The sequence below is a fragment of the Intrasporangium calvum genome, assembly GCF_028446585.1.
GTDB lineage: Bacteria > Actinomycetota > Actinomycetes > Actinomycetales > Dermatophilaceae > Intrasporangium > Intrasporangium calvum_A.
Genome location: NZ_JAPFQL010000010.1, coordinates 17,067 through 41,749, shown reverse-complemented (window position 1 = coordinate 41,749; position 24,683 = coordinate 17,067). Strand labels below are relative to the sequence as shown.

General features: G+C 72.1%; 23 protein-coding genes. 11 read left to right on the top strand and 12 right to left on the bottom strand.

Annotation, left to right across the window (positions count from 1 at the left end; genetic code table 11):
- Positions 1–29: 29 nt before the first annotated feature.
- The 3 genes from OO014_RS03795 (at position 30) to OO014_RS03785 (ending at position 4,092) form a co-directional block, all read left to right on the top strand.
- Positions 30–1,292, top strand: a complete 1,263-nt coding sequence (locus tag OO014_RS03795) for an MFS transporter (protein WP_272460942.1) — start codon at positions 30–32, stop codon at positions 1,290–1,292.
- Between the two features lie 49 nt (positions 1,293–1,341).
- Complete coding sequence (mgrA, locus tag OO014_RS03790; RefSeq protein ID WP_272460941.1) at positions 1,342–2,385, top strand: L-glyceraldehyde 3-phosphate reductase; 1,044 nt, start codon at positions 1,342–1,344, stop codon at positions 2,383–2,385.
- A gap of 165 nt (positions 2,386–2,550) precedes the next feature.
- Positions 2,551–4,092 (top strand): HNH endonuclease, encoded by a 1,542-nt coding sequence (locus OO014_RS03785; protein WP_272460940.1) that lies wholly within the window; start codon positions 2,551–2,553, stop codon positions 4,090–4,092.
- A 4-nt stretch (positions 4,093–4,096) separates the two neighbouring features.
- Here OO014_RS03785 and sigJ read toward each other — a convergent pair whose 3' ends face one another.
- Positions 4,097–5,020 (bottom strand): RNA polymerase sigma factor SigJ, encoded by a 924-nt coding sequence (gene sigJ, locus OO014_RS03780; RefSeq protein WP_272460939.1) that lies wholly within the window; start codon positions 5,018–5,020, stop codon positions 4,097–4,099.
- Positions 5,021–5,113: 93 nt separating this feature from the next.
- Between sigJ and OO014_RS03775 the strand changes: the two genes are divergently transcribed.
- The 5 genes from OO014_RS03775 (at position 5,114) to OO014_RS03755 (ending at position 9,368) form a co-directional block, all read left to right on the top strand.
- On the top strand, positions 5,114–6,067 hold the full coding sequence (locus OO014_RS03775; protein ID WP_272460938.1) for an NAD-dependent epimerase/dehydratase family protein: 954 nt from the start codon (positions 5,114–5,116) through the stop codon (positions 6,065–6,067).
- 105 nt (positions 6,068–6,172) lie between these two features.
- Positions 6,173–6,718 (top strand): RNA polymerase sigma factor, encoded by a 546-nt coding sequence (locus tag OO014_RS03770; RefSeq protein WP_272460937.1) that lies wholly within the window; start codon positions 6,173–6,175, stop codon positions 6,716–6,718.
- The gene (locus tag OO014_RS03765) at positions 6,715–7,710 is read left to right on the top strand and encodes a hypothetical protein (protein ID WP_272460936.1); all 996 of its coding nucleotides are present in this window, start codon (positions 6,715–6,717) and stop codon (positions 7,708–7,710) included. Before OO014_RS03770 ends, OO014_RS03765 begins: the two co-directional genes overlap by 4 nt.
- 177 nt (positions 7,711–7,887) lie before the next feature.
- Complete coding sequence (locus OO014_RS03760; RefSeq protein ID WP_272460935.1) at positions 7,888–8,436, top strand: RNA polymerase sigma factor; 549 nt, start codon at positions 7,888–7,890, stop codon at positions 8,434–8,436.
- The gene (locus tag OO014_RS03755; protein WP_272460934.1) at positions 8,433–9,368 is read left to right on the top strand and encodes a hypothetical protein; all 936 of its coding nucleotides are present in this window, start codon (positions 8,433–8,435) and stop codon (positions 9,366–9,368) included. Before OO014_RS03760 ends, OO014_RS03755 begins: the two co-directional genes overlap by 4 nt.
- A gap of 71 nt (positions 9,369–9,439) precedes the next feature.
- Here the strand turns inward: OO014_RS03755 and OO014_RS03750 are convergent, their stop codons facing one another.
- From OO014_RS03750 to OO014_RS03700, 11 genes are all read right to left on the bottom strand, one after another.
- Complete coding sequence (locus OO014_RS03750; RefSeq protein ID WP_272460933.1) at positions 9,440–10,642, bottom strand: XdhC family protein; 1,203 nt, start codon at positions 10,640–10,642, stop codon at positions 9,440–9,442.
- The gene (locus OO014_RS03745) at positions 10,635–11,816 is read right to left on the bottom strand and encodes a vWA domain-containing protein (RefSeq protein ID WP_272460932.1); all 1,182 of its coding nucleotides are present in this window, start codon (positions 11,814–11,816) and stop codon (positions 10,635–10,637) included. The genes OO014_RS03750 and OO014_RS03745 overlap by 8 nt, the downstream gene beginning before the upstream one ends.
- Positions 11,813–12,760, bottom strand: coding sequence for an AAA family ATPase (locus tag OO014_RS03740; protein WP_272460931.1), 948 nt, complete (start codon positions 12,758–12,760; stop codon positions 11,813–11,815). Before OO014_RS03740 ends, OO014_RS03745 begins: the two co-directional genes overlap by 4 nt.
- 80 nt (positions 12,761–12,840) lie before the next feature.
- Complete coding sequence (locus OO014_RS03735) at positions 12,841–13,515, bottom strand: nucleotidyltransferase family protein (protein ID WP_272460930.1); 675 nt, start codon at positions 13,513–13,515, stop codon at positions 12,841–12,843.
- A 33-nt stretch (positions 13,516–13,548) separates the two neighbouring features.
- Positions 13,549–15,351, bottom strand: a complete 1,803-nt coding sequence (locus OO014_RS03730; protein WP_272460929.1) for an ABC transporter substrate-binding protein — start codon at positions 15,349–15,351, stop codon at positions 13,549–13,551.
- Positions 15,352–15,696: 345 nt separating this feature from the next.
- On the bottom strand, positions 15,697–16,422 hold the full coding sequence (locus tag OO014_RS03725; RefSeq protein ID WP_272460928.1) for an esterase family protein: 726 nt from the start codon (positions 16,420–16,422) through the stop codon (positions 15,697–15,699).
- A gap of 26 nt (positions 16,423–16,448) precedes the next feature.
- The gene (locus tag OO014_RS03720) at positions 16,449–17,594 is read right to left on the bottom strand and encodes an alpha/beta hydrolase-fold protein (protein ID WP_272460927.1); all 1,146 of its coding nucleotides are present in this window, start codon (positions 17,592–17,594) and stop codon (positions 16,449–16,451) included.
- Positions 17,591–18,541 (bottom strand): Type 1 glutamine amidotransferase-like domain-containing protein, encoded by a 951-nt coding sequence (locus OO014_RS03715; RefSeq protein WP_272460926.1) that lies wholly within the window; start codon positions 18,539–18,541, stop codon positions 17,591–17,593. Before OO014_RS03715 ends, OO014_RS03720 begins: the two co-directional genes overlap by 4 nt.
- A 15-nt stretch (positions 18,542–18,556) precedes the next feature.
- Entirely contained in the window at positions 18,557–19,780 is a 1,224-nt protein-coding gene (locus tag OO014_RS03710) for an ATP-grasp domain-containing protein (protein ID WP_272460925.1), read from the bottom strand.
- A gap of 187 nt (positions 19,781–19,967) precedes the next feature.
- Entirely contained in the window at positions 19,968–20,576 is a 609-nt protein-coding gene (locus tag OO014_RS03705; protein ID WP_272460924.1) for a response regulator transcription factor, read from the bottom strand.
- The gene (locus OO014_RS03700; protein ID WP_272460923.1) at positions 20,573–21,673 is read right to left on the bottom strand and encodes a sensor histidine kinase; all 1,101 of its coding nucleotides are present in this window, start codon (positions 21,671–21,673) and stop codon (positions 20,573–20,575) included. Before OO014_RS03700 ends, OO014_RS03705 begins: the two co-directional genes overlap by 4 nt.
- A 252-nt stretch (positions 21,674–21,925) precedes the next feature.
- Here OO014_RS03700 and OO014_RS03695 point away from each other — a divergent pair, with 252 nt between their 5' ends.
- The 3 genes from OO014_RS03695 to OO014_RS03685 all read left to right on the top strand — a co-directional run bounded on the left by OO014_RS03695 (position 21,926) and on the right by OO014_RS03685 (position 24,674).
- Positions 21,926–22,369, top strand: a complete 444-nt coding sequence (locus OO014_RS03695) for a hypothetical protein (RefSeq protein ID WP_272460922.1) — start codon at positions 21,926–21,928, stop codon at positions 22,367–22,369.
- A gap of 58 nt (positions 22,370–22,427) precedes the next feature.
- Positions 22,428–23,951, top strand: coding sequence for a molybdopterin-dependent oxidoreductase (locus OO014_RS03690; protein WP_272460921.1), 1,524 nt, complete (start codon positions 22,428–22,430; stop codon positions 23,949–23,951).
- 81 nt (positions 23,952–24,032) lie between these two features.
- On the top strand, positions 24,033–24,674 hold the full coding sequence (locus OO014_RS03685; protein ID WP_272460920.1) for a fasciclin domain-containing protein: 642 nt from the start codon (positions 24,033–24,035) through the stop codon (positions 24,672–24,674).
- Positions 24,675–24,683: the final 9 nt, after the last annotated feature.

The window sequence follows — 24,683 nt, the reverse complement described above, 5'->3', positions numbered from 1 at the left end:
CAACTTGTGAAGCACTACCTTCACTTCTTGTGAAGGAACTGCTTCAGATTCGGGATGCACGGATCGCCATCAGCGCGCGGGCCCTGGCGCAGCTCGGCGACGCCATGATCCTCATCGCCCTGTCGATCCTCATCGCCCAGACGGGGCGGCCCCTCGACCTCACCGTGCTGCTCATCGCCTTCGCGGCCCCGGTCGTGGCACTGTCGGGCTGGGCCGGTCGGCTCGTCGACACGCGCGACTCACGGGCGATCCTCACCTGGTCGGCGCTCGCCCAGGTCCTCGGCGCAGCGGGGCTCCTCGCCTCGACGTCGCTGGTCTGGCAGGTGGCCTGCATCCTCCTGATCCAGTCGGGACAGACCGTCGTCGCCCCCGGCTGGGGAGCACTCCTGCCTCGCATCGTCGGTGAGGAGAAGGTCGGCCGGGCCATCGGACTGCAGCAGGCGCTCGGGTCGGCGGCCTGGCTGGCCGGGACGGCCGTCGGCGGCCTCGCCTACGCGGCCGTGGGCTTCCGGGGAGTCGTCCTCGTGGCGGCGACGACGTTCGCGGCCCTCGTCATCGCCCCCCGCGCCGTGCGCACGCACCGCGGGCCCACCTCGGCCCCCAGGGCCACCGCATCGTCCACCGACACTCACCCGGACACCACCCGGGACCCTCGAACCTTGGAGTCGGGGTGGCACGTCCTGCGCCGCGACCGCGTGTCGGGTCTCGTCGTCGTCGGCCTGGTCCTCTTCGTCGTCGCTCTCGAGGGCACCAACGTCGTCGAGGCGTTCCTCGTCATCGACGTGCTCGGCGCGGGGCCCGCCGCTTACGGCCTGCTCGGCTTCTGCCTCGGCGGTGGCGTGACCGTCGGGTCCCTGCTGGCCGCACGGATCGAGGACGACCGGCGGCGGATCACCGTGCTCGCCTCGGCGGCCGCCGTCCTGGGGCTGACCATGTCCTCGGCCGGGCTCGCCCCCTCGGTCACCTGGCTCTACCCGCTCTTCGTCGTGGCCGGGCTGGCCAACGGGTTCATCAACGGCCTCGGCTTCGCGCTCGTCGTGGGCCGCACGGCGGACGCGGCGCGGGGCCGGGTCCTCGCGGCGGCGATGGGCACGATTCGGGCGGGATCGGTCCTCTCGCTCCTGGCGGCCGGTCTGGCCGCCGGCTGGTTCGGACCTCGCGCCGTGTTCGTGGGTGCCGGGCTGCTCACGATCACGGTCGCGCCAGCCCTGCTCCTCGGCCGGCGACCCCTGTCCGACGGCGTCCGGCCCGCGGCCGCACCGGTCCCTGACGCGGTCGAGTCAGCCGCGTGACGGATACCCACCCGCGTCCACACGTGGCGCCGCCCGGCAGACTGGGTCCATGACGTACCTCGTGGACGACTACCAGGCAGCCCGGACGCGCTACGACTCGATGACCTACCGTCGCTGCGGGCTGAGCGGCCTCGACCTGCCGGCGATCTCGCTCGGCCTGTGGCACAACTTCGGTGACGACGTCCCGCTCGACCGGCAGCGGGCCATCCTGCGGCGCGCCTTCGACCTCGGCGTGACGCACTTCGACCTCGCCAACAACTACGGCCCGCCCTACGGCTCGGCAGAGCGCAACTTCGGCACGATCTTCGCCCAGGACTTCAAGCGCTACCGCGACGAGCTGATCCTCTCGACCAAGGCCGGCTACGACATGTGGCCGGGCCCCTACGGACAGGGCGGCGGCTCGCGCAAGTACGTCCTCGCCTCGCTCGACCAGTCCCTCGCCCGGATGGGCGTGGACTACGTGGATGTGTTCTACAGCCACCGGTTCGACGAGACGACGCCGCTCGAGGAGACGATGGGTGCTCTCGACACCGCGGTCCGCAGTGGCAAGGCGCTCTATGCCGGCATCTCCTCCTACTCCGCGCAGCGCACCCAGGAGGCCATCGAGATCCTCGGCGAGATGGGCACCCCGATGCTCATCCACCAGCCGAGCTACTCCATGCTCAACCGGTGGATCGAGGAGGACCTCCTCGACACGCTCGGCGAGGAAGGGGTCGGCTGCATCGCCTTCTCGCCGCTCGCCCAGGGCATGCTCACCGACAAGTACCTCGGCGGCATCCCCGAGGGCTCGCGAGCGAGCCAGGGCAAGTCGCTGAGCCCCGACCTGCTGACGGACGACGCCCTCCGCCACGTCCGGGCCCTCAACGAGCTCGCCCAGTCTCGCGGTCAGACGCTGGCCCAGCTCGCTCTCGCGTGGGCGCTGCGCGACGAGCGGGTCACCTCGGTGCTCATCGGCGCCTCGAGCGTCAAGCAGCTCGAGAACAGCCTGGGCGCCCTTGACGGCCTGGCCTTCTCGCAGGAAGAGCTCGACCGGATCGACGAGCACGCGGTCGAGGCCGGCATCAACCTCTGGAAGCGGTCGAGCACCCACTGATCGTCGGGCGCGGTCCCAGCTCAGCGGCATACGACATCTGCCGTATGCCGCTGAGCTCGCTCCCAGCGTCCCTGACCGCGGGTGCGCGGATTCGTTTGATGATCAACCAGATTCGGTTGGGGATAACTCACACACCTCGCGGTCGGGTCGGTTAGAGTCGAACATATGATCGAGTCAGTCCGGAGGCCGGCGGCCCTCGCCGCCCACGATGTGGCTCCGTGGCTGTCCCGGCTCGCCGAGACCGACGGGAGCGGGCTCGGCGCGGCGGACCTCGTGGACGTGCTCGATGCGCTCGAACGGGCCAAGGCAGCGTGTGCGGCTGCGCAGGCTCGAGTGACCGCCGCCTTCGTCGACGCACAGGCCGCTGAGGCGGAGCACTGGCGTGGCCAGGTGCAGGAGCGGTTGGACGCCAACGACTTCGAGGGCCATCGCGCGGCGAAGGACGAAGTGCGCCGCCGCGGCTTTACACCCGTGCCACTCAGCTCGCGGAGGCCGGCGCGGCGGGCCGGACGAGGTGCCTACGACAAGGCCGGGGTCGCAGCACAGGTGGGCCTGGCGCGGCACGAGTCGCCGCGCCGGGGGGCGCAGCTCGCGACCACAGCGCTCGCCCTGGTGCGCGACCTGCCCTGCGCCCTCGAGGCGCTCACGACCGGCCAGCTGAACGAGCGGCGTGCCGAGCTCGTCGCCCGGCTCACCAGCCACCTGAGCGCCGAGGACCGCCTTGCCGTCGATGCGGAGGTCGTCGGCGCCAACCTTGCCGACCCGGTCGATGGGGCCACTGCGGGGATCGCCACGTGGGGCGACCGGCAGCTCGAGGGTGCCGTGCGGGCTGCCGCCGACCGCCTCGACGCCGAGGGCGCGGTGGCACGAGCGCGCACGGCTGAGTCGGAGCGCCGCGTCACGATCCGGCCCATCCCCGACACGATGGCCCTGGTCACCGCCGTCCTGCCGGTCAAGCAGGCCGTCGCCCTCTACGCGGCGCTCACGGCCGCAGCCTCGACCGCGCACGCGACGGGAGACCTCCGCAGCAAGGGCCAGGTCATGGCCGACACGCTGGTCGACCGAGTTCTGTCGGGCGCGGCCGCCGGGTCCGGCCTCCCGGGAGAGGTGCCGGTGGAGGTGCAGGTCGTGATCACCGACCGCGCGTTGTTCGATAGCGACGACACCCCGGCGCAGATCCCCGGCTACGGACCGGTGCCGGCAGGGTGGGCTCGCACGCTGCTGACCGAGGACCTTGGTCCTCCGGGGGAGGACGAGTCGACGAGGCCGCGGACCTGGTTGCGACGCCTCTACACCCATCCAGCGACCGGCACGTTGGTCGCGATGGACTCCAGGCGACGGTTGTTCCCGGCGGGACTGCGGCGCCATCTCATCGCCAGGGACGGCACCTGCCGCACGCCGTGGTGCGATGCCCCGATCCGGCACGCCGACCACGTGACACCGTGGGCGGAGGGCGGCCCGACCACGGTCGACAACGGCCAAGGGCTCTGCGAGCGCTGCAACCACGTCAAGGAGCAGCCCGGCTGGTCGCATCACGTGGACGAGGTCGCTGCTCGCCGGGGGACCCACGCCGTCACCGTCACCACGCCGACGGGACACCAGCACAGCTCGGTGGCTCCGCCGGTGCTTCCCGGCCAAACCGGGTTGGTCACTGCGGCGGGGGCCAGCCGGCTCGAGGCGGCCCTGTTGGAGCGCCTGACCGGATGACGGGCTAACCGGCTCCCTGCATCAGGGTCCGGAGGTCGCCCACCTGCCCGAGGTGCTGAAGCTTGTCTGGGTTGATCTGGTTGCGGAGGCCGACGACCCGACCCTCCTCGTCGAAGGACACGGTGAGGGCTCCGAGCAGGTCCCCGGACGGGCTGGTCGTGAGAAGTCCCGGCTCGCCGTTGAGGATGGTCGGTTCGAGGCGGAAACCGAGCGGCCCACCGCGACGGACGAGACCGGCGATGAATCGCGCCACGGCCACGGGACCGTGCAGCGGATGCGTCGCCGCCGGAGCCTTGCCGCCGCCGTCGGCCCAGAAGACCACGTCGTCAGCCAGCAGGCGCTCGAGCTCCTCGGCACGGCCGCCCTGCACGACGGCGAGGAAGGCCGCAGCCAGCTCGTCCCGGCGCGACGTCGACGCCCGGAACCTCGAGCGGCCGGCCTCGAGGTGCTTGCGGGCCCGGGAGAAGTGCTGTCGGCAGGTCGTCTCGCTCTGCTCGACCACGGCAGCGATGTCGGCGTAGTCGTAGCCGAGCGCCTCGCGCAGGATGAAGACGGCTCGCTCGTGCGGGGTCAGCGTCTCCATGAGCACGAGCATCGCCGTCGAGATCGAGTCGTCCACCTCCACACGATGCGCAGGGTCGTCGTCATGGCCCACCGTCGTCCGCAACGGCTCCGGCAGCCACTCGCCGACATAGGACTCGCGGCGCACCCTGGCCGAGCGGAGCGTGTCGATGGCCAGCCGCGTCGTCACGGTCGTCGCCCAGGCGTCGAGGTTGTCCGGCTCGACCCCGTCAGACGCGGCGCGGGTCATCTTCAGCAGCGCCTCCTGCACGACGTCCTCAGCCTCGGCGACGCTGCCGAGCATCCGGTAGGCGATGGAGAACATCAGCGGCCGCAGCTCGTCGTGGTACTCGGCGATAACCGTCACCACTCCAGCCTGACATGGCACGGGTGTCACAGCGGGAGCAGGTACCTCGTCGAACGGCGCATCGACACCGAACCTCCACACGAAGGAGCCACCATGCGAGTCCTGCTCGCCGGCGCCAGCGGCGCCCTCGGACACAGCCTCACACCCGCCCTCGTCGCGGCCGGTCACGACGTCTTCGGCACGACCCGCTCCGGCAACACGGACGCGATCGCCACGGCGGGCGCCACCCCACTTCAGATGGACGGCCTGGACCGCGACTCGGTCAGGTCCGCCGTCGAGGAGGCGAAGCCGGACGTCATCATCCACCAGCTCACCTCGCTGCGAGCGGGCATCAACCCGAAGAACTTCGACCGGGATTTCGCGACGACCAACCGTCTGCGCATCGAAGGGACGGACCACCTCCTCGAGGCGGCCCGAGCGGTGGGGGTGTCGCGCTTCCTGGCGCAGAGCTTCACTGGGTGGACCAATCCCCGCACCGGCTTCGGTGGGTCGTCCGTGCCGGCCGACGAGAACGAGCCCCTCGATTCCCAGCCAGCAAAGGAGTCCCGCGTGTCGCTGGCCGCCATTCGGCACTTGGAGGAGGCCGTCACTGCGGCGAGCGACATCGAGGGTCTCGTCCTGCGCTATGGCGGGTTCTACGGTCCGGGCACGGGGTTCGCGCACGGCGAGGACGGCGAGATGCTGGCCATGGTGCAGGCTCGCAAGCTGCCCGTCGTCGGGGCCGGGGGCGGGCGGATGTCCTTCGTGCACGCCGTTGACGCGGCCGCCGCCACGGTGGCCGCCGTCGAGCGGGGGGCCCCGGGTCTCTACAACGTCGTCGACGACGAGCCCGCCCGCGCTTCCGAGTGGATCCCGGCTCTCGCGGCGGCCCTCGGCGCCAAGCCGCCGCGCCACGTGCCCGTCTGGCTCGCCCGTCCGCTCATCGGCGAGCACGGCGTCAACTGGATGACCACGTCGCGGGGATCCTCGAACGCCAAGGCCAAGCGAGAGCTCGGCTGGACGCTTGCCTATCCGACGTGGCGGGTCGGCTTCGCCGAGGGGTTGTGACGAGTGCGGGCCTTTCTCGCACATTCTCGCGTGATGAGCGTCAACCTTTGAGTGTCGCCCGCGACTCCCGTGCAAGAGAGTCTCCGGGCGGTTGGAGGTGGCGACATGGATGCGGCAGCGATTCCGATCCGCTGGGCCGTCGAACAGGACCAGCGAGAGCTCGTGCTCACCGAGCTGTTCTCGCGGCACGGCGAGAGTCTCGTCCGCCTGGCGTACTGCCTGATCGGCGAGCGGGAGCTGGCCGAGGAGGCGGTGCAGGACGCCTACCTATCGCTCTATCGCAACTGGAGGACCGTGCGGAAGGAGTCGTCCTCCCTGGCCTACCTGCGGGCGACGGTGATCAACCGGTGCCGGTCCGACCAGCGCCGACTGATCCGGGCTCGCACGCGGGATCCCCTGGTGGCGATGACTCAGGCGACCACCGTGCCCAGCTCCGAGGCGTCGGTGATCGCCCAGGACGAGTCGAGCCGGATCTTCGCAGAGGTGGGCCGGCTGCCGCAGCGGCAACGGGAAGTGGTCGTCTGCCGGTACTACCTCGACCTCTCGGAGCGGCAGACGGCGGAGCTGCTCGGCATCAGCCTGGGCTCCGTGAAACGTCATGCGCACCGAGGCCTTGCCCACCTTCAGTCACGTCTGGGGGAGAACCGATGAACACCTTGGAACGCCGAGTGACCGACGCCCTGCACGAGCAGGTCGACGAGCTTCCCATCTCGACGAAGGACCTCGCGCAGCTCCAACGCGAACTGCATCGACGGGCACGTGGGCCGGAACTCCGCGACCGCCGCTGGGTCGGATCCAGGCCGTGGCAGCTTGTCGTCGCAGCCTGCGCGGTGACCGGAGTGGTGCTCGGCGTGCTCTCGCTGCGCAGCGACCCCGAGCCGCCTAAGCTCCCGGCTGGACCGGGACCGATCACCCTGACCGAACTTGCTGGAGTGTGGAAGGTGCAGGACCCCGACAACCCGTGGCTGTGGATCTTCGGGGCGGACGGCACACTGACCCACTCGGACGGGCCTGACGTGCCGCTCACGCCGGTGGAGGGGACTGCCTGGACCGTGACTCCCGTTTCCGGAGGTTTCCAGACCGTCAACGACACAGCGAGGTGGCGGACCGGTGATGGCGTGACGGGCGCGGGCGCGTGCATCGTCACCTGGGGCGCGACCCTCTCGACCGAGGGCCGCATGCAGGGGACCGTGAAGCAGGCCGGCCCGACCTGCCAGCTCCAGCCCAGCGACGAGGTCTGGGAGTGGATCCGGATCTCCCCGGCATCCATCGCCGGGACGAACCTCTCGCCCCATGGAGCCATCACGAACGAGGAGATCCTCACCGGAACCACCAAGCTGTTCGGTACCTGGCTGCTGAAGGGCACGGGCAAGGTGCTCGCCGTGCAGCCCTCCGCAACCGGCCCGGGCCGGGAGCAGGCTCAGTACACGCTCTATGACTTCGGTGTGGCTGCCGAGCCGGAGACCGGTACCGTGCGGTGGCAGACCGATGGGTGGACCTTCGTTCTCACTCCGGACCAGGGCACGTGTTCAGCGGTGTACGAGAAGGCTGCCTACCGAACAAGCACCATGGTGGCCACTCTCGCCGTGGGCAGCTGCGCCAGACTCGGCGGGGCCATCGACACCTGGATCAGGCTCAACTGACCAAATGCGGCGCGGACTCGGCCTCACTGGGACGGAGGAGCCAGTGGGACCGAGCGCGAGCGGGTGGCGCTCCGCGTGTCGCGATTGCCGGGCGGGTTCGTGGCGCTCCGTGTCAACCTTTGAGGAGATCGAGCGACCTATCCCCTGACACGCAGTTCAGCCATCAGGAGGTCGGCGATGGTCACGGGAGCGATCCGGGTGGGTTCATTCGCGGCGCAGCGGGAGAGGGAGCAGGTCCTGACCGGGCTCTTCAGGTCCCACTGTGTCGAGCTCGTCCGTCTGGCCTACGTCCTCCTCGGCGACCGGCAACGCGCCGAGGAGACGGTCCAGGAGGTCTACCTGTCCCTCTTCCGGCACTGGCCGCCACGAGATCATGCGTCCGCCCTGGCCTACCTGCGGGCCGGTGTCATCAACCAGTGCCGGTCCGACCAGCGACGCACCATCCGCGCCCGGCGTGGGGAGCCGCACCTGCGGGCCAGCCTGCTCTGGTCCGAGAACGCCTCGGACACGGCGACGGATGTCGTCATCAGGGACGAGGCCAGTCGGCTCGCGGAACTCGTCCGCGCGCTGCCTCGCCGTCAGCGGGAGGTCATCACCTGCCGCTACTACCTGCAGCTGAGCGAGAGGGAGACCGCCGAGCTCCTGGAGATCGGCATCGGATCGGTCAAGACCCACGCGCACCGCGGCCTGGCCGCTCTGCAGACACGACTGGAGGGATCACGATGAACACGCTCGAGCGCAAGGTCAGCGAGGCGCTGCGGGCCTATGGGGAGGGACTCGACATGACAACACAGGACATCGACCGGCTGGAGGAGCAACTCGAGGTCAAGGACGAGGCGCACCGCAAGGAGCGCCGCGGGAGGCTCTGGCAGGCGGCTGTCGCCGCGTGCGCCGTCACGGGGGTGGTGCTCGGCGCGCTCGCACTGCGCAGCGATCCGGAGCCGCGGACGGTACCGGCGAGCCCGCCCCCTCTCACCCTGAACCAGCTCGCCGGCCTCTGGGCCAATACGGGTGACGGCCCAGGGCTCCTGTGGCTCTGGTACTTCACCGAGGACGGCAGGATGACGACCGTCGGTCCAGCCGCTGGGCTGATTTCAGACGAGCCCTGGGTGGACTGGACCGTCCGGCCCGCACCCGGTGGGTTCACGTTGGACCGCACGGAGAACGGGGAGCGCTGCCACTTTGACGCGAGTGCGTCGATGACCGCTGCCGGAAGGATGACGGCGACCCTCACGACCACCACGCCTGACTGCGACGACGCGGCGATAGCGCAGGACTGGGGCTTCGTCCGGATCTCACCGGTCTCGGCCGCCGGCGCCACCCTCGACTCGGGTCTGCCCACGCTGGAGCCCAAATCGGTCAGCTCGACCTCCGATCTCGACGGGACCTGGCTGATTCGCGGCACGGGCACGCTGGTGGTTGTCGTCCATGAGCGCTACCGAGTCCTGGATCTCGGCGAGCCGGCCGCTGCAGAGAACGGCAGCCTCTCGCAGACCAAGGCCGGCTCTTTCGTGTTCACGCCGAAGGACGATCCGGACTGCCCGACCACCTACGCGTCGGCCGTCACACGCGGCAGCACGGTGGCACTCGAGCTGGCCGGGAACAGCTGCGGTCGGCTCGGCCAAGCGACAGAGACGTGGGTCAAGCTGCACAACTGATCACGCCCGGGAGCAACCCGGCCCCGCTGGGAGGGAGGAGACCAGCGCGGCCGGGCCCGGCGGCATACGGCTCAGGGGTGGTCGGGCTGCTCGTGGTGGTGGATCGGCCCCTCGAGCCCACTCAGCCGATCCCCCTGGCCACCCCATCGCAGCGCGATGATCTCGGCGGCGATGGAAATCGCCGTCTCCTCCGGGGTGCGCGCGCCGAGGTCGAGCCCGATCGGTGACGACATCCGGGCCAGCTCCTCGTCGGTCAGGCCGGCCTCGCGGAGCCGCCGGAGCCGGTCCTCGTGGGTGCGCCGCGAGCCCATCGCCCCGATGTAGGCGACCTCGGGCAGGCGCAGGGCCACCTCGAGCACGGGGACGTCGAACTTCGGGTCGTGGGTGAGCACGGCGACGACGGTGCGCCCGTCCACGCGCCCGGCATCGACCTCCTCGCTCAGGTAGTCGTGCGGCCAGCGGACCACGACCTCGTCGGCCTCGGGGAACCGCGAGGTCGTCGCGAACACCGGCCGCGCATCACAGACGGTGACGCGGTAGCCGAGGAAGCTGCCCACGCGGGCAACCGCCGCCGCGAAGTCGATCGCGCCGAAGACGAGCATCCGCGGCTTGGGGGCGAAGCTCTGCACGAAGACGCGCATCCCCTCGCCGCGCCGCTCCCCGTCGGGGCCGTAGCCGAGCGTCGCCGTGCGGCCCTGCGCGAGGAGTCCTCGAGCGTCGTCACGCACGGCGGCGTCGGCTCGCTCGCTGCCGAGGGACATGCGCAGGCCGTATGCCGCTGGGCTGGCTCCCACACCGCCGCTCGCTTCCGCTCGAGTGGCCTCGTCATCCACAGCCTCGGGATGCACGACGAGCCGGCGGCCGAGCCAGGCTGCGTCGGGGTGCTCGATGACGGTGGCGATCGCGAGGGGCCGCCCTGCCTCGATGTCGGCCGCGACGGCCCCCAGCTCGGGGAAGGTGTCCCTGGAGACCTTCTCGACGAAGACGTCGAGGATCCCGCCGCAGGTCAGCCCGACGGCGAAGGCATCGTCGTCGCTGACGCCGTAGCGCTGGAGTGTCGGCTCGCCGGACGCCATGACCTGCTGACCGAGCTCGTAGACGGCCCCCTCGACGCAGCCACCCGACACGGAGCCGACCGCCTCGCCGCCGGGGCCGACGAGCATCGACGCGCCCGGCTGGCGGGGTGCGGACCGCCATGTGCCGACGACGGTGCCGACGCCGACCGTCTCGCCGGCCTCCCACCAGGTCATCAGGTCCCGGAGCACCTCACGCACGCGCCACCACCTCGATCAGCTCCTCGAACGTCGCGAGCGAGTGGCCCGCGACGAAGTCGTCAACGTGCGGCAGGACCGCAACGATGCCCTGCTGCACGGGGAGGTAGCCCGCCTTGCCCCGGTGCGGGTTGGACCAGACGACCCGGTGCGCCAGCGCGGCCAGACGGCGCAGCTGCTCGCCGAGCAGCTCGGGCCCCTGCCGTTCCCAGCCGTCCGAGAAGACGACGACCACGGCTCCCCGGGCCATGCCCCGACGCCCCCAGCGGTCGAGGAACACGGCGATCGACTCGCCGAGACGTGTCCCCCCGGACCAGTCGGGGACGGCTTCGCCGGCCGCGACGAGGGCACGGTCGGGGTCCCGCTCGCGCAGTGCCCGCGTCACGTGCGTCAGGCGGGTGCCCATCGTGAACACCTCCACCGCCCCGCGTGGGCCGGCGGCCTGGACGAAGGTGTGGGCGAGGCGCAGGAGGCTGTCGGCGTAGGCGCTCATCGAGCCGGACACGTCGATGAGCAGGACCACCCGTCGAGGCCGGCTGCCGCGGGCCCGGTGGTGGATGCGACCGGGCTCGCCCATCCAGCGCAGCTGCGCACGCAGCGTCGCCGGTCCGTCCACCTCGCCACGGCGGGAGCGGACGTGGCGGCGCGCGCGGCGGCGCGGCGGCCGTGGGTGCAACGCCCCGAACAGGCGGGCGAGCGCCTGCCGCTCCTCCACGTCGAGCGTGGCGACGTCCCGGTGGCGGAGCACCTCCTGGCCGCTGGCGCGAGCCCGGACCGCCTCGTCGTCGGCCTCGCCCCCAGAGCTGCCTTCGGTCTGGTCCAGGGCGGCGCGGGTCGCCGGCGGCACCTCGCGATCCGGTCGACGGGTCCGCGTGGGTTGGTCCGCACTGAACCACGCCGCGAACACCTGGTCGTAGCGCTCGACGTCGGCGGGTGAGGACGTCAGCGTGGCTCGACCGGTCCAGTAGACGTGCCGTCGCTCGCCGAGCCCGACGGCACCGAGGGCGACGAGGAAGGTGCGCTCGCGGTCCGCGGTGACCGGCAGCCCGGCCGCCCGGAGGGCCCGCGCGAACCCGAGCAACCAGGCCTCCGCCGCCCAGGGCGGGCCGCCCGGGGCTGGGGACTGGGCCTGGCTCTGCGGCGTCGGCGTCGGCGTGGGCGTGGGCGTCGATGTCATGACGTGAGGAGGCGATCGAGCATGGCCCTGACCCGCTCGGCGTCCTCGCGGTACTTCACGGCCGACCCGAGGGACGCCGCTGCGACCTCGGGGTCGACGGCTGCCGCGCCGAGCGCCACGAGGGCGCGCGCCCAGTCGAGGGTCTCGGCGACGCCGGGCGGCTTGATCAGGCCCACGTCGTGGCGCAGCCGCTGGATGAGGCCGACGACCTGCTCCGCGAGGACCGGGGGCACCTCGGGCAGGCGGGTGCGCACGATCTCCAGCTCCCGGGCCAGGCCGGGGTGGTCGATCCAGTGATAGAGGCACCGGCGCTTGAGGGCGTCGTGCAGCTCTCGGGTGCGGTTGGAGGTGAGGACGACGATCGGCGGCGTCCGGGCGGCGATCGTGCCCACCTCGGGGACCGTCACCTGCCACGTCGACAGCACCTCGAGGAGGAACGCCTCGAACTCGTCGTCAGCACGGTCGATCTCGTCGATGAGCAGGACGCACGGCGCCTCACGGAGCGCCCGCAGCACCGGCCGGGCGAGCAGGAACCGCTCGTCGAAGAGCTCCGTCTCGAGGGCCCGCGGGTCGCGGTGTTCCTCCCTCGCGAGGGCCTCGACCGCGCGCAGGTGGAGGATCTGCCGCGGGAAGTCCCAGTCGTAGAGCGCCTGCGTCGCATCGATCCCCTCGTAGCACTGGAGCCGGATCAACGGCAGGTCGAGCGCTTGGGCGAGCGCCTCGGCCAGCGCGGTCTTGCCGGTCCCGGGCTCACCCTCGAGGAGAATGGGGCGGCCGAGCCGGATGGCGAGGAAGGTGACCGTGGCGAGGGCGTCGTCCGCGAGGTAGCCGGTCCGTCCGAGCGCGGTCGCGACATCGCTCGGGGCGGTGAAGGTGCCGGCGGGCAGGCTCTCGGTGACAGGCCAGGCGGCCGGTCCGGTGTCGAGCCCAGAGACGGTGTCCATGCCCCGAGCATTACCGACAAATGCGCAGCGCGGAAGGATCCGGCCCGCTCGATGCGTCGCGGAGGCCTGGGTGCGTCCCCTCAACCCGACGCATCGAGGCCGAGGCGGCGCGCACTGTCGGGGGAGTCGACGTCCCGGCCGGTGGCCAGGTCACCGCACTCGACGAGGGCCGGCTCGTGCGTCTCGAAGTAGTCGCGCGCACCCCGGTCCCCGCGAGCCACGGCGATCACACCCGCCCAGTGGTCCCGCCCGATGAGCGTCGGGTGGCCCGGAAACCCGCGGTATGCCGCTCGGCTCAGTGCCGCACTCAGTGCCGCACTCGGGCCCGGCCCGCCATGGGGCCGCCTCACCTGCGGACCCCCGGAGCCCACCCGGTGCACGACGTCCGGTCCCACGTCCGGCAGGTCGACGAGGGAGATGAGCACCGCCTCGACGTCCGAGCGGGGCGTCAACGCCAAGAGGCCCGCCCGCAAAGAGGCGCCCATCCCCTCGGCCCAGTCCGGACACCTCACGCCCTCGACCGGACCGGATTCCTGGAACGAGTCGTGCAGGGCCGCCGACACCTCGTCCGCCGCGGCACCGAGCACCACGGTCACCCCGTCGCACCCCCCGCGCAGGAGAACGTCGACGGCCCGCTCGACGAGGCTCGGTCCACCCCCGACCGGTCGGAGCAGGGCCTTGGGCCGGCCCATCCGGCTGCCGGACCCCGCCGCGAGCACGAGTCCACGGACGTGCGGGAGGGGGCTCAGCGGCATACGGCCATTGTTGCGGCAGCGGCCGGATCGTGGTCAGCGGATCCCGGCGAGGTCGACGGAGCCGATCGGCGTGCGCGGCACGGCCGTCACCCGTTCGCCGTGAGCCGTGTGAGCGGCCGGTTGGAAGAGCGGCACGAACGACCCGGTCCGCGCCATCTCGAGCTGCCACCGGGCGAACGCCTGCGGGCGGTCGTCCCCGTAGGAGGTGCGGGCCTGCTCGGTCAGCGTGTCGAGGACGGAGCTGACGCCGCGGACGGAGCGCGCCCGGTGGCCGACGTGGCCGCCAGGGGCGAAGGCGAGCGCGGCCTCCGGCTCGGCGTACTCGGGCGACCACGCCCAGAGACCCATTGCGGTGGAGCCCTTCTCGTAGTCGGCCCATGCCTTCTGGATCGGCGCGGGTGCGAGCACGACGCGGATCCCGACACGCTTGAGCTGGGCGCGCACGGCCCTGGCGACGCTGGCGAGATCGATGCCGTTGACGGGGCGGTCATCGGCCCAGCTGAGCCGGATCGGCTGTCCGCGGTAGCCGGAGCGCTTCAGCGCCGCCTTGGCCGCAGGGAGGTCGCGGGCCGGTGGCGCGGTGGGCGTCGTGGCGGGGCCGGGCTCGGGGGTCGCCGTCGGCGAAGGGGTGCTCGTTGCCGGGGCTGTCGGGGTCGCCGGGCTGGTCGAGCTCGTCGCGGTCGGACCGCCGGTCGCGGTCGGCACGTCGGTCGGCTCTGCACTCGGCTGAGGGGCGGGCGGCTCGAAGGCCCCGGGGAGGCCGCGCGGCACCAGCCCGAGGGCAGGGACGGCACCAGGTCCGGCCAGGCGTGCCAGCGCGTCGACGTCGAGGCCCAGACGGACCGCCCTCGCGAAGTCCGGGTTGCCAGTCCACTCGCTGACGCCCGCGTCGTCGTTGAGCAGCAGGAAGGTCAGGGCTGCCGACGTCTGGGAGGTGATCGCGACGCTCGACACCTTGGGCCGCAGCTTCATCGCGTCGGCATGGTCCGGCGGGAGGTCGAGCACGACGTCGGCCGCTCCGGACTCGATGTCCCGGACCTGCTGCGCCGGCGTGGCGTTGCGGACGATGACAGCGGGGAAGGTCGGGGCGGGACCGTCCCAGTGCGGGTTCGGCTCCAGGCGGATCGTCCGGCCGCGGTCCACCTCCGCGACGACGTAGGGACCGGAGCCGGCGGAGTTCCAGCTGAGCCAGCTGCCCGCCGTGTCACCCGGGCCCGTCGCGCCCCCGTGCTCCGTGACGACGTCGGAGTTGAGGATGCCGAACGCCGGGTTGGCGAGGAGGGCGGGCAGCGCGAAGTCGGGGCCGGGGACCGTCACGGTCAGCGTGCGGTCGTCGACCTTGGTGAAGCCGACCGGGCCGAGCAGCTTGGCGGCCGTCCCGCCGAGGGCTCGGGCCCGCGCGAGGGTGAAGATGACGTCATCGGAGGTCACCCGGCTCCCGTCGGAGAAGGTGGCGTCGGGGCGGAGGCGCAGGGTCAGCCAGTTGCGCTCGGGCGACATCGTCCACTCGGCGAGCCCCGGCAGGACGTTGGTCGGGTCCTCGGGGTCGAGCGTCGTCAGGGTCTCGTAGGTCGCATCGGCGACGAGGAGGCCACTGCGCTCCACCAGCTCTCGCGGGTCGAGCGAGGTGAAGTCGAAGGCCGCCTCGACGACGAGGGGCGCTCGCTCGACCGGGGAAGTCGTGGGCGATGGGGTGCCGGTGCCGGTCGCGGTGGCTGTCGTCGCCGAGGGGGTCGCGGGACCGGCCGTCTGCACCGGCGTCGTGCACGCGCCGAGGAGCACCAGGCCGAGGAGGGTGCCGACGACGCCCGGCTTCGGGGCGATGGGTCGGCGCATTGCACTGGTCCTCTTCGGTTGCGGCGCCACGGCCGGGGCCGGGGCACGAGTGGCGACGGAGCAGGCAGCGACTCGGCCCCCGTCCGAAGACACAGTTTAGCCGCGGGGGTTTCGAGGGGTGTCCGGCCATCCCATACCCACTCCCGCCGTATGCCGCTGGGCTCGCTGCCGCCGACCGGCTGAGCCCGAGCGCGTGGCCGGATCTGGTGCGTCGAGGGTGCGGACGTGGCCACTGGGGTGTCGTGCGACGTCCGCGCCTCGGCGAAGGAGCCACCTCCAGTGTGCTCCTCGCCGTCGGCTGGCGCCCGTTTCTGGAGCCGCGCGCCGTGCCGCGGCAACGACTGCTCAGGGGACCACGTCGTCGAGATACATCGGCAGCATCTCCCACCAGGTCGGCCAGTCGTGCTTGTAGGCCGGTCCCCAGTCATCCACGCGGTTGGGGATCCCCTTGGAGCCGAGGACGTGGGCAGCGGTCCAGGACTCGCCCACGTCCTCCCACTCGCCGCTGCCCGACGCAAGGATGACCATCCGTCGGCGGAGCGTGTCGAGGGCCGACCCCTCGAGACCGGGCAGGAAGTGGAGCGGTGAGCTGAAGTAGAGGTCGTCGGTGAAGCGGCCGCCGATGAACTTCTCGATGGCGTACGTCCCGCTCATGCAGACGGCGGAGTCGACGAGGTGCGGGTAGCGACAGATCATCGCGAGCGAGTTGAACGCCCCGATCGACGCGCCTGCGACGACGACCCGCAGCGGCCCGCCGCAGTCGCCGTGGATGGCAGGGACGACCTCCTCCGCCACGGCCTGATGGAAGGCGTTGAAGAGGGCGAGCCGCTGGTCGGGCGTGCCGATCCGCTCCGCCATCGCCTTGCCGGCCACGCTGTCACATGAATAGACCTTGACGCGCCCGTCCTCGATGAGCGGCGCCAGGTGCTGCACCATCTTGTGCCGCTCGACCTCCTCGGCGTCACCGCCGGCAGTCGGGAAGAGCAGGACGGGGACACCGTAGGTGCCCCACCGGGCCAGCGTGATGTCGGTGTTGAGCCGGTCGGAGAACCACCGGTCGGTCGTCTTCATCGCGTTCCCTTTCACCTGGCCGATCCCTATTCGTAGAGGAACTTCTGCGGGCCCGGGAAGAGCCATGACAGCCCGTCACCGAGGCGGTCGCGCCAGTTCTCCCAGTTGTGTCCGTCACGAGCCTCGGCGTAGCGGACCTGCATGCCGGCCTGCCGGAAGACGCCCACCATCGACCGGTTCGGCGTGATGAGCGGCTCATAGACGCCGCACGACTGGTAGATCCGCTCGACGACGGCCGTCGGCCGGGCCCGGTAGCGGTTGACGAAGGCGACGACCGGGTCGAACGCCGGCCCGCCGCCGTGGTCGAAGCCGATGTCCGTGAACACGAGTGAGGCGGACTGCAGGAGCAGCGAGCCGAAGTAGCCGGGATAGCGCACCGCCGTCGAGAGGGAGGCAATGCCGCCGAAGCTCGACCCCATCAGGCAGCGGGCCTCGGGTGCGTCGAGCAGGGGCAGCCGCTCGGTGAGCAGCGGCACGAGCTCGCGGGCGATGAAGCGGGCGTGCGGCGCGTGGTTGGCGTATTCGCGCAGCCGGTCGCCGGGTGGCACGAAGACCGCCACGAGCGGGTCGACGTCGAGCCGGTGGATGAGGTTGTCGAGGACGGTCTTCATCGCGGCGAAGCCGAGGTAGTCGGTGCCGTCGTGCACGACGAGCAGCGGGTAGCGCAGCGCGCGGTTGAACCGAGCCGGGAGGTAGACGTGGATCGGCTGCTCGCGTCGCAGGGCCTTGCTCCGGATGCTGTCCTCGATGACGGATCCGGGACGGGCCTCCGGGTCGAAGGCCACCCAGTCGGGGACCTGATAGCCCCGGCTCGCGCACACCGATGACGAACCGAGCGGGCTGTGGGCCAGTCGCGGGTTGAGCGGGTCGTTGAACTGCTCGTAGGCCTCGCCGCGCCGGATCTCGACCTGGTACTCGACCCGGGACCCCTCGGGGAGCACCGTCGTCACGGCCCACAGGTCGGTCCCCTGGACCGGCGACAGCGGCAACGGGTCGGGCAGCCCCACGACGCGGTGCCGCACGCGCACCTCGTCGGCCTCGCCGCGCCAGAGGAACGTCGCCCGCTCACCCTCGACGATCGGCGAACCGTAACGGGCCACGAAGCGGTCGACCGCCGCCCCGTCGAGAGGGACCCGGTCGCGGAGCCGGTTGATCGCCAGGCGGGCACTCACCGCGCACCCCACGTCTCGACGGTCCCGTCCCGGCCGATGAACCGGGCCCCTTCTGGCGGCTCGACCCTGGCATCGGGGCGGTCCGGCGTCGCCTCGAAGCGCAGCACCGTCCCGTCGTCGAGCGGGAGCAGGTGGTGTGCCGGGAACCGCTCGGCGAAGACGGTCATGCGCTCGCGGTCATCCAGCGCCAGCCTGCGACGGGCGTGCGGCAGCGGCACGATGCCCCGGAGCCGGCCCAGGCCGCGGTCGTGCACCTCCGGCGCGGTCACCCCTTGGGGCGCGAAGTCGTGGAAGAGGACCACGGGGTCGCACAGGGCCATCGCGCCAGCCGACCACGCGATGACGGGCTTCTCGGCGGGGACGGACACGTCCAGGAGCCGCAGCGTCTCCATGAGGATCCCCACGTGCCCGCCGGCCAGGACGACGACACTGGCCGCCGCGATCGCCTCCGCGACCTCCTCGCGGTGCCGGGCCAGCGCCTCGCTCGACCGGACGACGTCGGACGTCGCGGTCCCTTCGACGATCCGGGCCACCTCGTAGGCGTACCAGTCGTCGACGTCGCGCAGGGCCTGCATCGCAGAGCGCACCGCCCCATCCCGCACGTCGTCGGTGGCGAGCCGCGACGGCCGGCGTCGCACCGCGAGGACGGTGTCCCACGCCGCCTGGAGCCGCAGGCCGTAGAAGGCGCGCAGCTCCGCGTGGCAGGCGCGGTGCTCGAGCACGGCCCTGCGCAACGCGCGGTCGGCCGCCAGCACCTCCACGGCCCGCTGGTAGAGGCGGAGATTGAAGCCGCGGTGGTCGAGCACACCGTCGAGCTCGGCGTCGTCGACCTCGCGCTCCTCCCAGCCCGCGTTGACCATCGCCACCGGCCCGTCCACGGACAGCGAGCGCAGCACCGCCTGCGCCGTCGTCGTGAACCGTTGCGGCCCGAGGAGGATGGTCGTCACCGGGGGGCTCGCGACTCAGCCGGCGTGGACCGAGACGGCGCGGCCGACGTCGTCGAGCATGGACCGCAGCGTGTCGTAGTCGGGATGGCGCAGCCGGACCCACGCGTTGGCCATGAACCCCGCCTCGACCGGCTGGGTGGGCTGCCCGGCCGGCGGGAAGTGCGCGTCGATGACCCAGTCGCCGTAGCGCGCCTCGATCTCGTCGATGCCGTCGTAGCCGGTCACCACCCCGTCGCGGTCGGGTCGGAGCGCGACGAGCCCAGCGGCATACGACCGCTTGAGCTGGTGCTCGGGCCGGCGGTGGACGATGATGTGCGCCCACTCGCGGTAGACGTCGACGTCGTTGGCGGCGGAGTAGAGGTCCCAGGCGCCGACACCCGGCGGGCGACAGCCGATCTCGGAGAAGCGCAGGCCCTTGGGGCCGTAGAACCACTCCATGTGCGTCGCGGACGTCTCGATGCCGAGGGCCTCGATGACGCGGCGGCCGAGATCGCGGACCTCGGCATAGAACTCGTTGCCGTCGACGCGGTTGGTGGTGACGAACTGCGGGGAGATCCACCGGTGCCGCATCGCCTCGAGGACGTTGGGGTAGTAGTGCGTCACCCAGTCGTGGGTGACCCGCCCGTCGAGGGTGACGGTGTCGTAGAACCCCTCGTGCCCCTCGACGAACTCCTCGATTGCGAGGGAGGTCGCGCCCGCGTCCCCGAACTCGTGCAGGACGCGGGCCAGCTCGTCGTCACTGTCCACACGAGCGGTCCCCTGGGCACCGGCGCCGCTGCGGGGCTTGACGATGAGGGGGTAGCCGACCCGGTCCGCGAACTCCTTCGCCTCCGCGGACGAGTCGATCGCGGCGGACGCCGCCGTGGGCACGCCGGCGGCCCGGAGCGCCTCCTTCATCGACGGCTTGTCGCGGCAGAGCCACGTCGTGCGGACGCTCGTGCCGGGGATGTTGGTCGCCTCGCGGGCCTGCGCGGCGGGCATCATGTGCGCCTCGACGGTGGCCTCGAGCGCGTCCACCCAGACCTGTCCCTGGAAGTGGCGGACCGCGTCGATGAGCTGCTGGACGTTCGTCACCGAACCAACGCGGTAGTAGCCGCGCAGGGCATCGTGCAGGTCGGCCCCGAGGTGGGCCTCGTCGGACTCGCCGATGCCGTAGACGTTCGCGCCCACCGACGCGAGGGCGTGCACGAATCGGCGCTGGTTCGCGGGGAAGGCCGGCTCGACGAAGATGATGTTCACCCCACCGACCCTAGGCGCCAGCGGGGTGGACGTCACGGGGTGCGCGCGTCGTCAAACCCTATGGGCGTCGAGCAGCTCGCCTCCCCTTCGAGTGGCGCACGCGGGTTCGACACGCTGTGGACAAACCGCGGTCGTATGCCGCTGAGCTCGGTCCCCGGGCCCACCGGGCCACTCGCGGGACGGGGCCTCAGAGCCAGCCACGCTCCTGGGCGACGCGGGCCGCCTCGGCGCGGGTCGAGGTGTTGGTCTTGCCGATCGCGGCGCTGAGGTGGTTGCGCACCGTGCCGGGCGAGAGGTTGAGCTGTCCCGCGATGGCCGCCACGGTGCCACCGGCCAGCGCGACGGCCAGCACGTCGCGCTCCCGCTCGGTCAGCGGGCTCGCGCCGGAGACGAGTGACTCCGTGGCGAGCGACGGGTCGACGACCCGCAGGCCGGCGTGGACCCGGCGCACCGCCTCCGCGAGGGCTCGGGCCGGGGTGTCCTTGACGACGAAGCCCGACGCGCCCGCCTCGAGTGCGCGCCGGAGATAGCCCGGCCGACCGAAGGTCGTGACGATGAGGCTGTGCACCTCGGGCAGGGCCGCGTGGAGCTGCGCGGCCGCGGTGATCCCGTCGGCGCCTGGCATCTCGATGTCGAGGAGGCAGACGTCAGCCCCGGAGGCGCGGGCCGCGTCGAGCACCTCGTCCCCGCGCTCCACCTCTGCGACGACCTCGAGGTCGGGCTCCAGGTCGAGCAGCGCGGCGAGCGCGCCCCGGACCAGGGCCTGGTCGTCGGCGAGGAGCAGCCGGATCGTCACAACCGCACCTCCAGGACCGTGCCGTAGCCCGCCTCGGGCGTCCGGATCGTGAGCGTGCCGCCTGCCGCGGTGACGCGTTCGCGCAGGCCGCGCAGGCCGTTGCCCTCCGGCCGCGCCTCCATGCCCCGGCCGTCGTCGGCGACGGTGAGCCGGCTCGGCCCCAGCGTCACGGTGCAGGCGTCCGCGTCGCTGTGCCGGACCACGTTGGTGACCGCCTCCCGGAGCACCCAGGCGAGGACGGTCCGGTGGCGCGGGTCGACGACGGCGGAGTCGGTCGGGACATCCGGGTCGATCCCGGCACCGGCGAGCGCGCCACGCGCCGCGGCGAGTTCCTCGCTGAGATTCGCGACCCGCAGCCCCCCCACGGTGGCCCGGACCTCGGCGAGCGCCTGGCGACTCAGGATCTGGATGTCGGCGAGCTCGGCCCGCGCCCGCTCGGGGTCGATCGCGAGCAGCCGCTCGGCGAGCTCCGCCTTGACCGTGACGACGGTGAGGGAGTGGCCGAGCACGTCGTGGACGTCCCGGGCGACGCGCTCGCGCTCTTCGACGACGGCCAGGTCGCGCGACATCGCGTCGTGGTGCGCCCCCTGCTCGCCGAGAAACCTGGAGCCGGCAGTCATCACGGCGACCGCGAGGGTGATGAAGGCGATGACCCAGAGGCCGGTGCCCTCCGCGATGAGGAACGCCCAGATGCCACTGCCGACCACCGCCACGGCGGCCGTGACGACTCCCCAGAAGAGCGGCAGGGCGAACATGCCGAAGGCGACGATGAAGGGCAGGAAGGTGAGGACCTCCGAGCCGATGATGGGTGCCGTGCCGAGGGCGATCAGGGTGAGCCCGACCAGGTGGATGGGCCCCGTCAGGGCCGCACCGGGGTCGAGCGAGGAGTAGCGCTGCAGTCTGCGGATCCCCATGGTGTAGACGACGGCGAAGACGACGACCATGCCGATGCCCAGGACGCGGGCCGAGATGGGGTGCTGGTCCGAGCCGAGGAAGGCGGAGATCGGGAAGAAGAGGAAGACGAGCCAGACCGACTGGACGATCCAGCCGTAGCGCTCCCAGGGGGAGTGCACCTGCACGGCAGCGTCGTCGGCCATGAGGGCAGCATCCCAAAGTCGCCGACCTCCGGACAGCGACTCGTCGAATGTCGGCTCCCGGCGCGGCCGGGCGATCCCCTCTGTCGCCCGGCCCCGGGCCCCCTCAACCATCTGTGGCACGTCACATCCCCCTGTGGGGCCACCCCAATGGCACGGAGTCATGGTGTCCGACCCCGACGGCGTCCACCCCGGGCAATCATCACGACCTCCCCATGACATCCGTCATGCCCCCGCGCGACGTAGGGTCCGTGCATGGCGAGGTTCCGAGTCGAGCTGTCCTCCCCCCTGCCCGCGAGCGAGTCCTGGAACCGCATCCTCGACCTGCGGGCCCATGACCGGGTCATCCCGCTCACGCGCATCACTGAGGGCATGGTGCCGGCTGCGGAACTGCGTCCCGGTTCGCGCTTCGTCGCGCGGACCGGGGCGGGCCCGCTGGCCTTCGACGACGTCATGGTGGTCGACACCGTCACCCCGCCGCGTGCTGGCGAGCCGGGCCGTGCGCGGATCCACAAGGAGGGCACCATGATCCGCGGCTCCATCGAGCTGTGGGTGGCGCCGGACGGGGCGGGCTCGCAGGTGTCCTGGACCCAGGACATCCACGTCCGGGGCGTTCCCCGCGCGCTCGGGCGGCTGACCGCGGGAGCGAGCCGAGCGGCATACGGCTGGGCCCTGCGGCGGCTGCTCAGCGCCAGCTGACCTCGTCGGGGCACGGGGCCGACCATCCACGGCCCAGGTCGGCTCCGAACCGTCCTGCATGGGACGAACTCACGACGCCTGCCTCGGCATCCTGGCCGCCTCCGCCGGGCTCGCTGCCGGCCACCTCGCCGCCTCCCTCGTCGACCCCGCGTCGTCACCCGTCGTCGCGGTCGGCGCCGCCGCCATCGACCTCGCACCCACGCCGGTCAAGGAGTGGGCCGTCGCCACCTTCGGCACGGCCGACAAGCCGATCCTCCTCGGGTCGGTGCTGGGGGCGACGCTGGCCGCGGCGGCCCTCATCGGCCTCTTGGCGCGTCGCCGGCTCGCGCTCGCCACGGCACTGCTCACCGGCCTCGGGCTCGTCGCGGGGATCGCTGCGCTGGGCCGACCCGTGGCGTCGCCGGGTGATGCCGTGCCTGCCGTGGCGGCTCTCGTGGTCGGGGCGGGGGTGCTCGTCGGCCTCAGCCGCCTGACCCGGGAGGTGGCTGCGTCCGGGAGGACGTCTGCTGAGGGCACGTCGGCTGGCGGGGTGTCACGCCGGACGATGGTCGGGGCGTCGCTCGGTGTGGCTGTCGCCGCGGTCCTGGCCGGGGTCGCCGGGCAGGTCCGGGCGACCACACGGGCGGTGCGCGACCGCGTCCTCCCGCGGCCCACGGAGCCGGCGCCGCCGCTGCCGGCCGGGCTCGAGGCGTCGGTCCCCGGCATCTCGCCCCTGCAGACCCCGACGGACCGGTTCTATCGCGTCGACGTCAACCTGGCCGTGCCCCGCGTGCAGCTCGACGCGTGGGCGCTCGACGTCGACGGCATGGTGGCGCGACCGCTGCGGCTGACGTTCGAGGACCTCGTGCGCCTGCCTCTCGTCGAGCGGGACATCACCCTGACCTGTGTCTCCAACGAGGTCGGTGGCAGCTATGTGTCGTCGGGCCGGTGGCTCGGGGTGCGCGTGTCCGACCTGCTCGAGGCGGCCGGACTCGAGGACGCGCCGGACCAGGTGCTCAGCACCGCGGTCGACGGCTTCACCATCAGCACCCCGCTGGCCGCGCTCACGGACGGGCGTGACGCGCTCGTGGCCATCGGACTCAACGGCTCCCCGCTGCCCGACGAGCACGGTTTCCCCGCGCGGCTCGTGACTCCGGGGCTCTACGGCTTCGTCGGGGCGACCAAGTGGCTGCGCCGCCTCACCGTGACGACCTACGCCGCCGAGCAGGCGTACTGGACCCAGCGACAATGGGCCACGGACGCGCCGGTCAAGACGAGCGCGCGGATCGACACGCCCACGCCGCTCACCACCGTCGCCGGTGGACGCGTCGCCGTCGGCGGCGTCGCCTGGGCGCAGCACCGGGGCATCGCCCGGGTGGAGGTGCGTGTCGATGACGGGCCGTGGCGAACGGCGCAGCTGGGGCCTGACATCGGCGACGACTGCTGGCGCCAGTGGTACCTGCCCTGGGACGCGACGCCGGGCCTGCACCGCCTCGCGGTCCGGGCGACCGACCGCGACGGTGATGTCCAGACGGCCGAACGCGCGACCCCCTTCCCCGACGGCTCGAGCGGCATCCAGGAAGTCGTCGTGACGGTGACCTGATCTCGAGGTCAACCCAATCCGTATGCCGCTGGGCTCCGAACCGCTCACGACCTGCACCTCTCGACTCAAGGAGTTCACCTCATGAAGACACGCAGCACTGCACTCGCGCTGGCCCTCGTCCTTCCCCTCGGCCTCGCTGCCTGCGGCAGCGACGAGGTCGGGTCGACCGCGGCGCCCGCCGCGAGCTCGCCGGCGCCGTCGGCTGCCCCGTCCTCGAGCGAGCCGTCGGGGGACTCAATGCGCGACCCGGCCGCCCAGGTGTTCGGCGCTGCCTGCTCCGCGGTGCCGAACGACGGCAAGGGCTCGTTCAGCGGGATGGCGACCGATCCGGTGGCCACGGCGGCGAGCAACAACCCGCTGCTGACCACGCTCGTCGCGGCCGTGCAGGAGGCCGGCCTCGTCGACACGCTCAACTCCGCCCCGGACGTCACGGTCTTCGCACCGGTCGACGACGCGTTCGCGAAGATCCCGGAGGCCGACCTCAAGGCGGTCCTCGCCGACAAGCCGACCCTGACGAAGATCCTCACGAACCACGTCGTCGCCGGGTCGCTCTCGCCCGACGAGGTCGCCGGCACGCACGAGACCCTGGCCGGGACGAAGCTCACGGTGGCGCCGGCCGGTGACTCGTTCACGGTCGGCAAGGAGAAGGCGACCGTGCTGTGCGGCAACGTGCCGACCGCCAACGCGACGGTCTACATCATCGACACGGTGCTCATGCCATGAGCGGCGGAT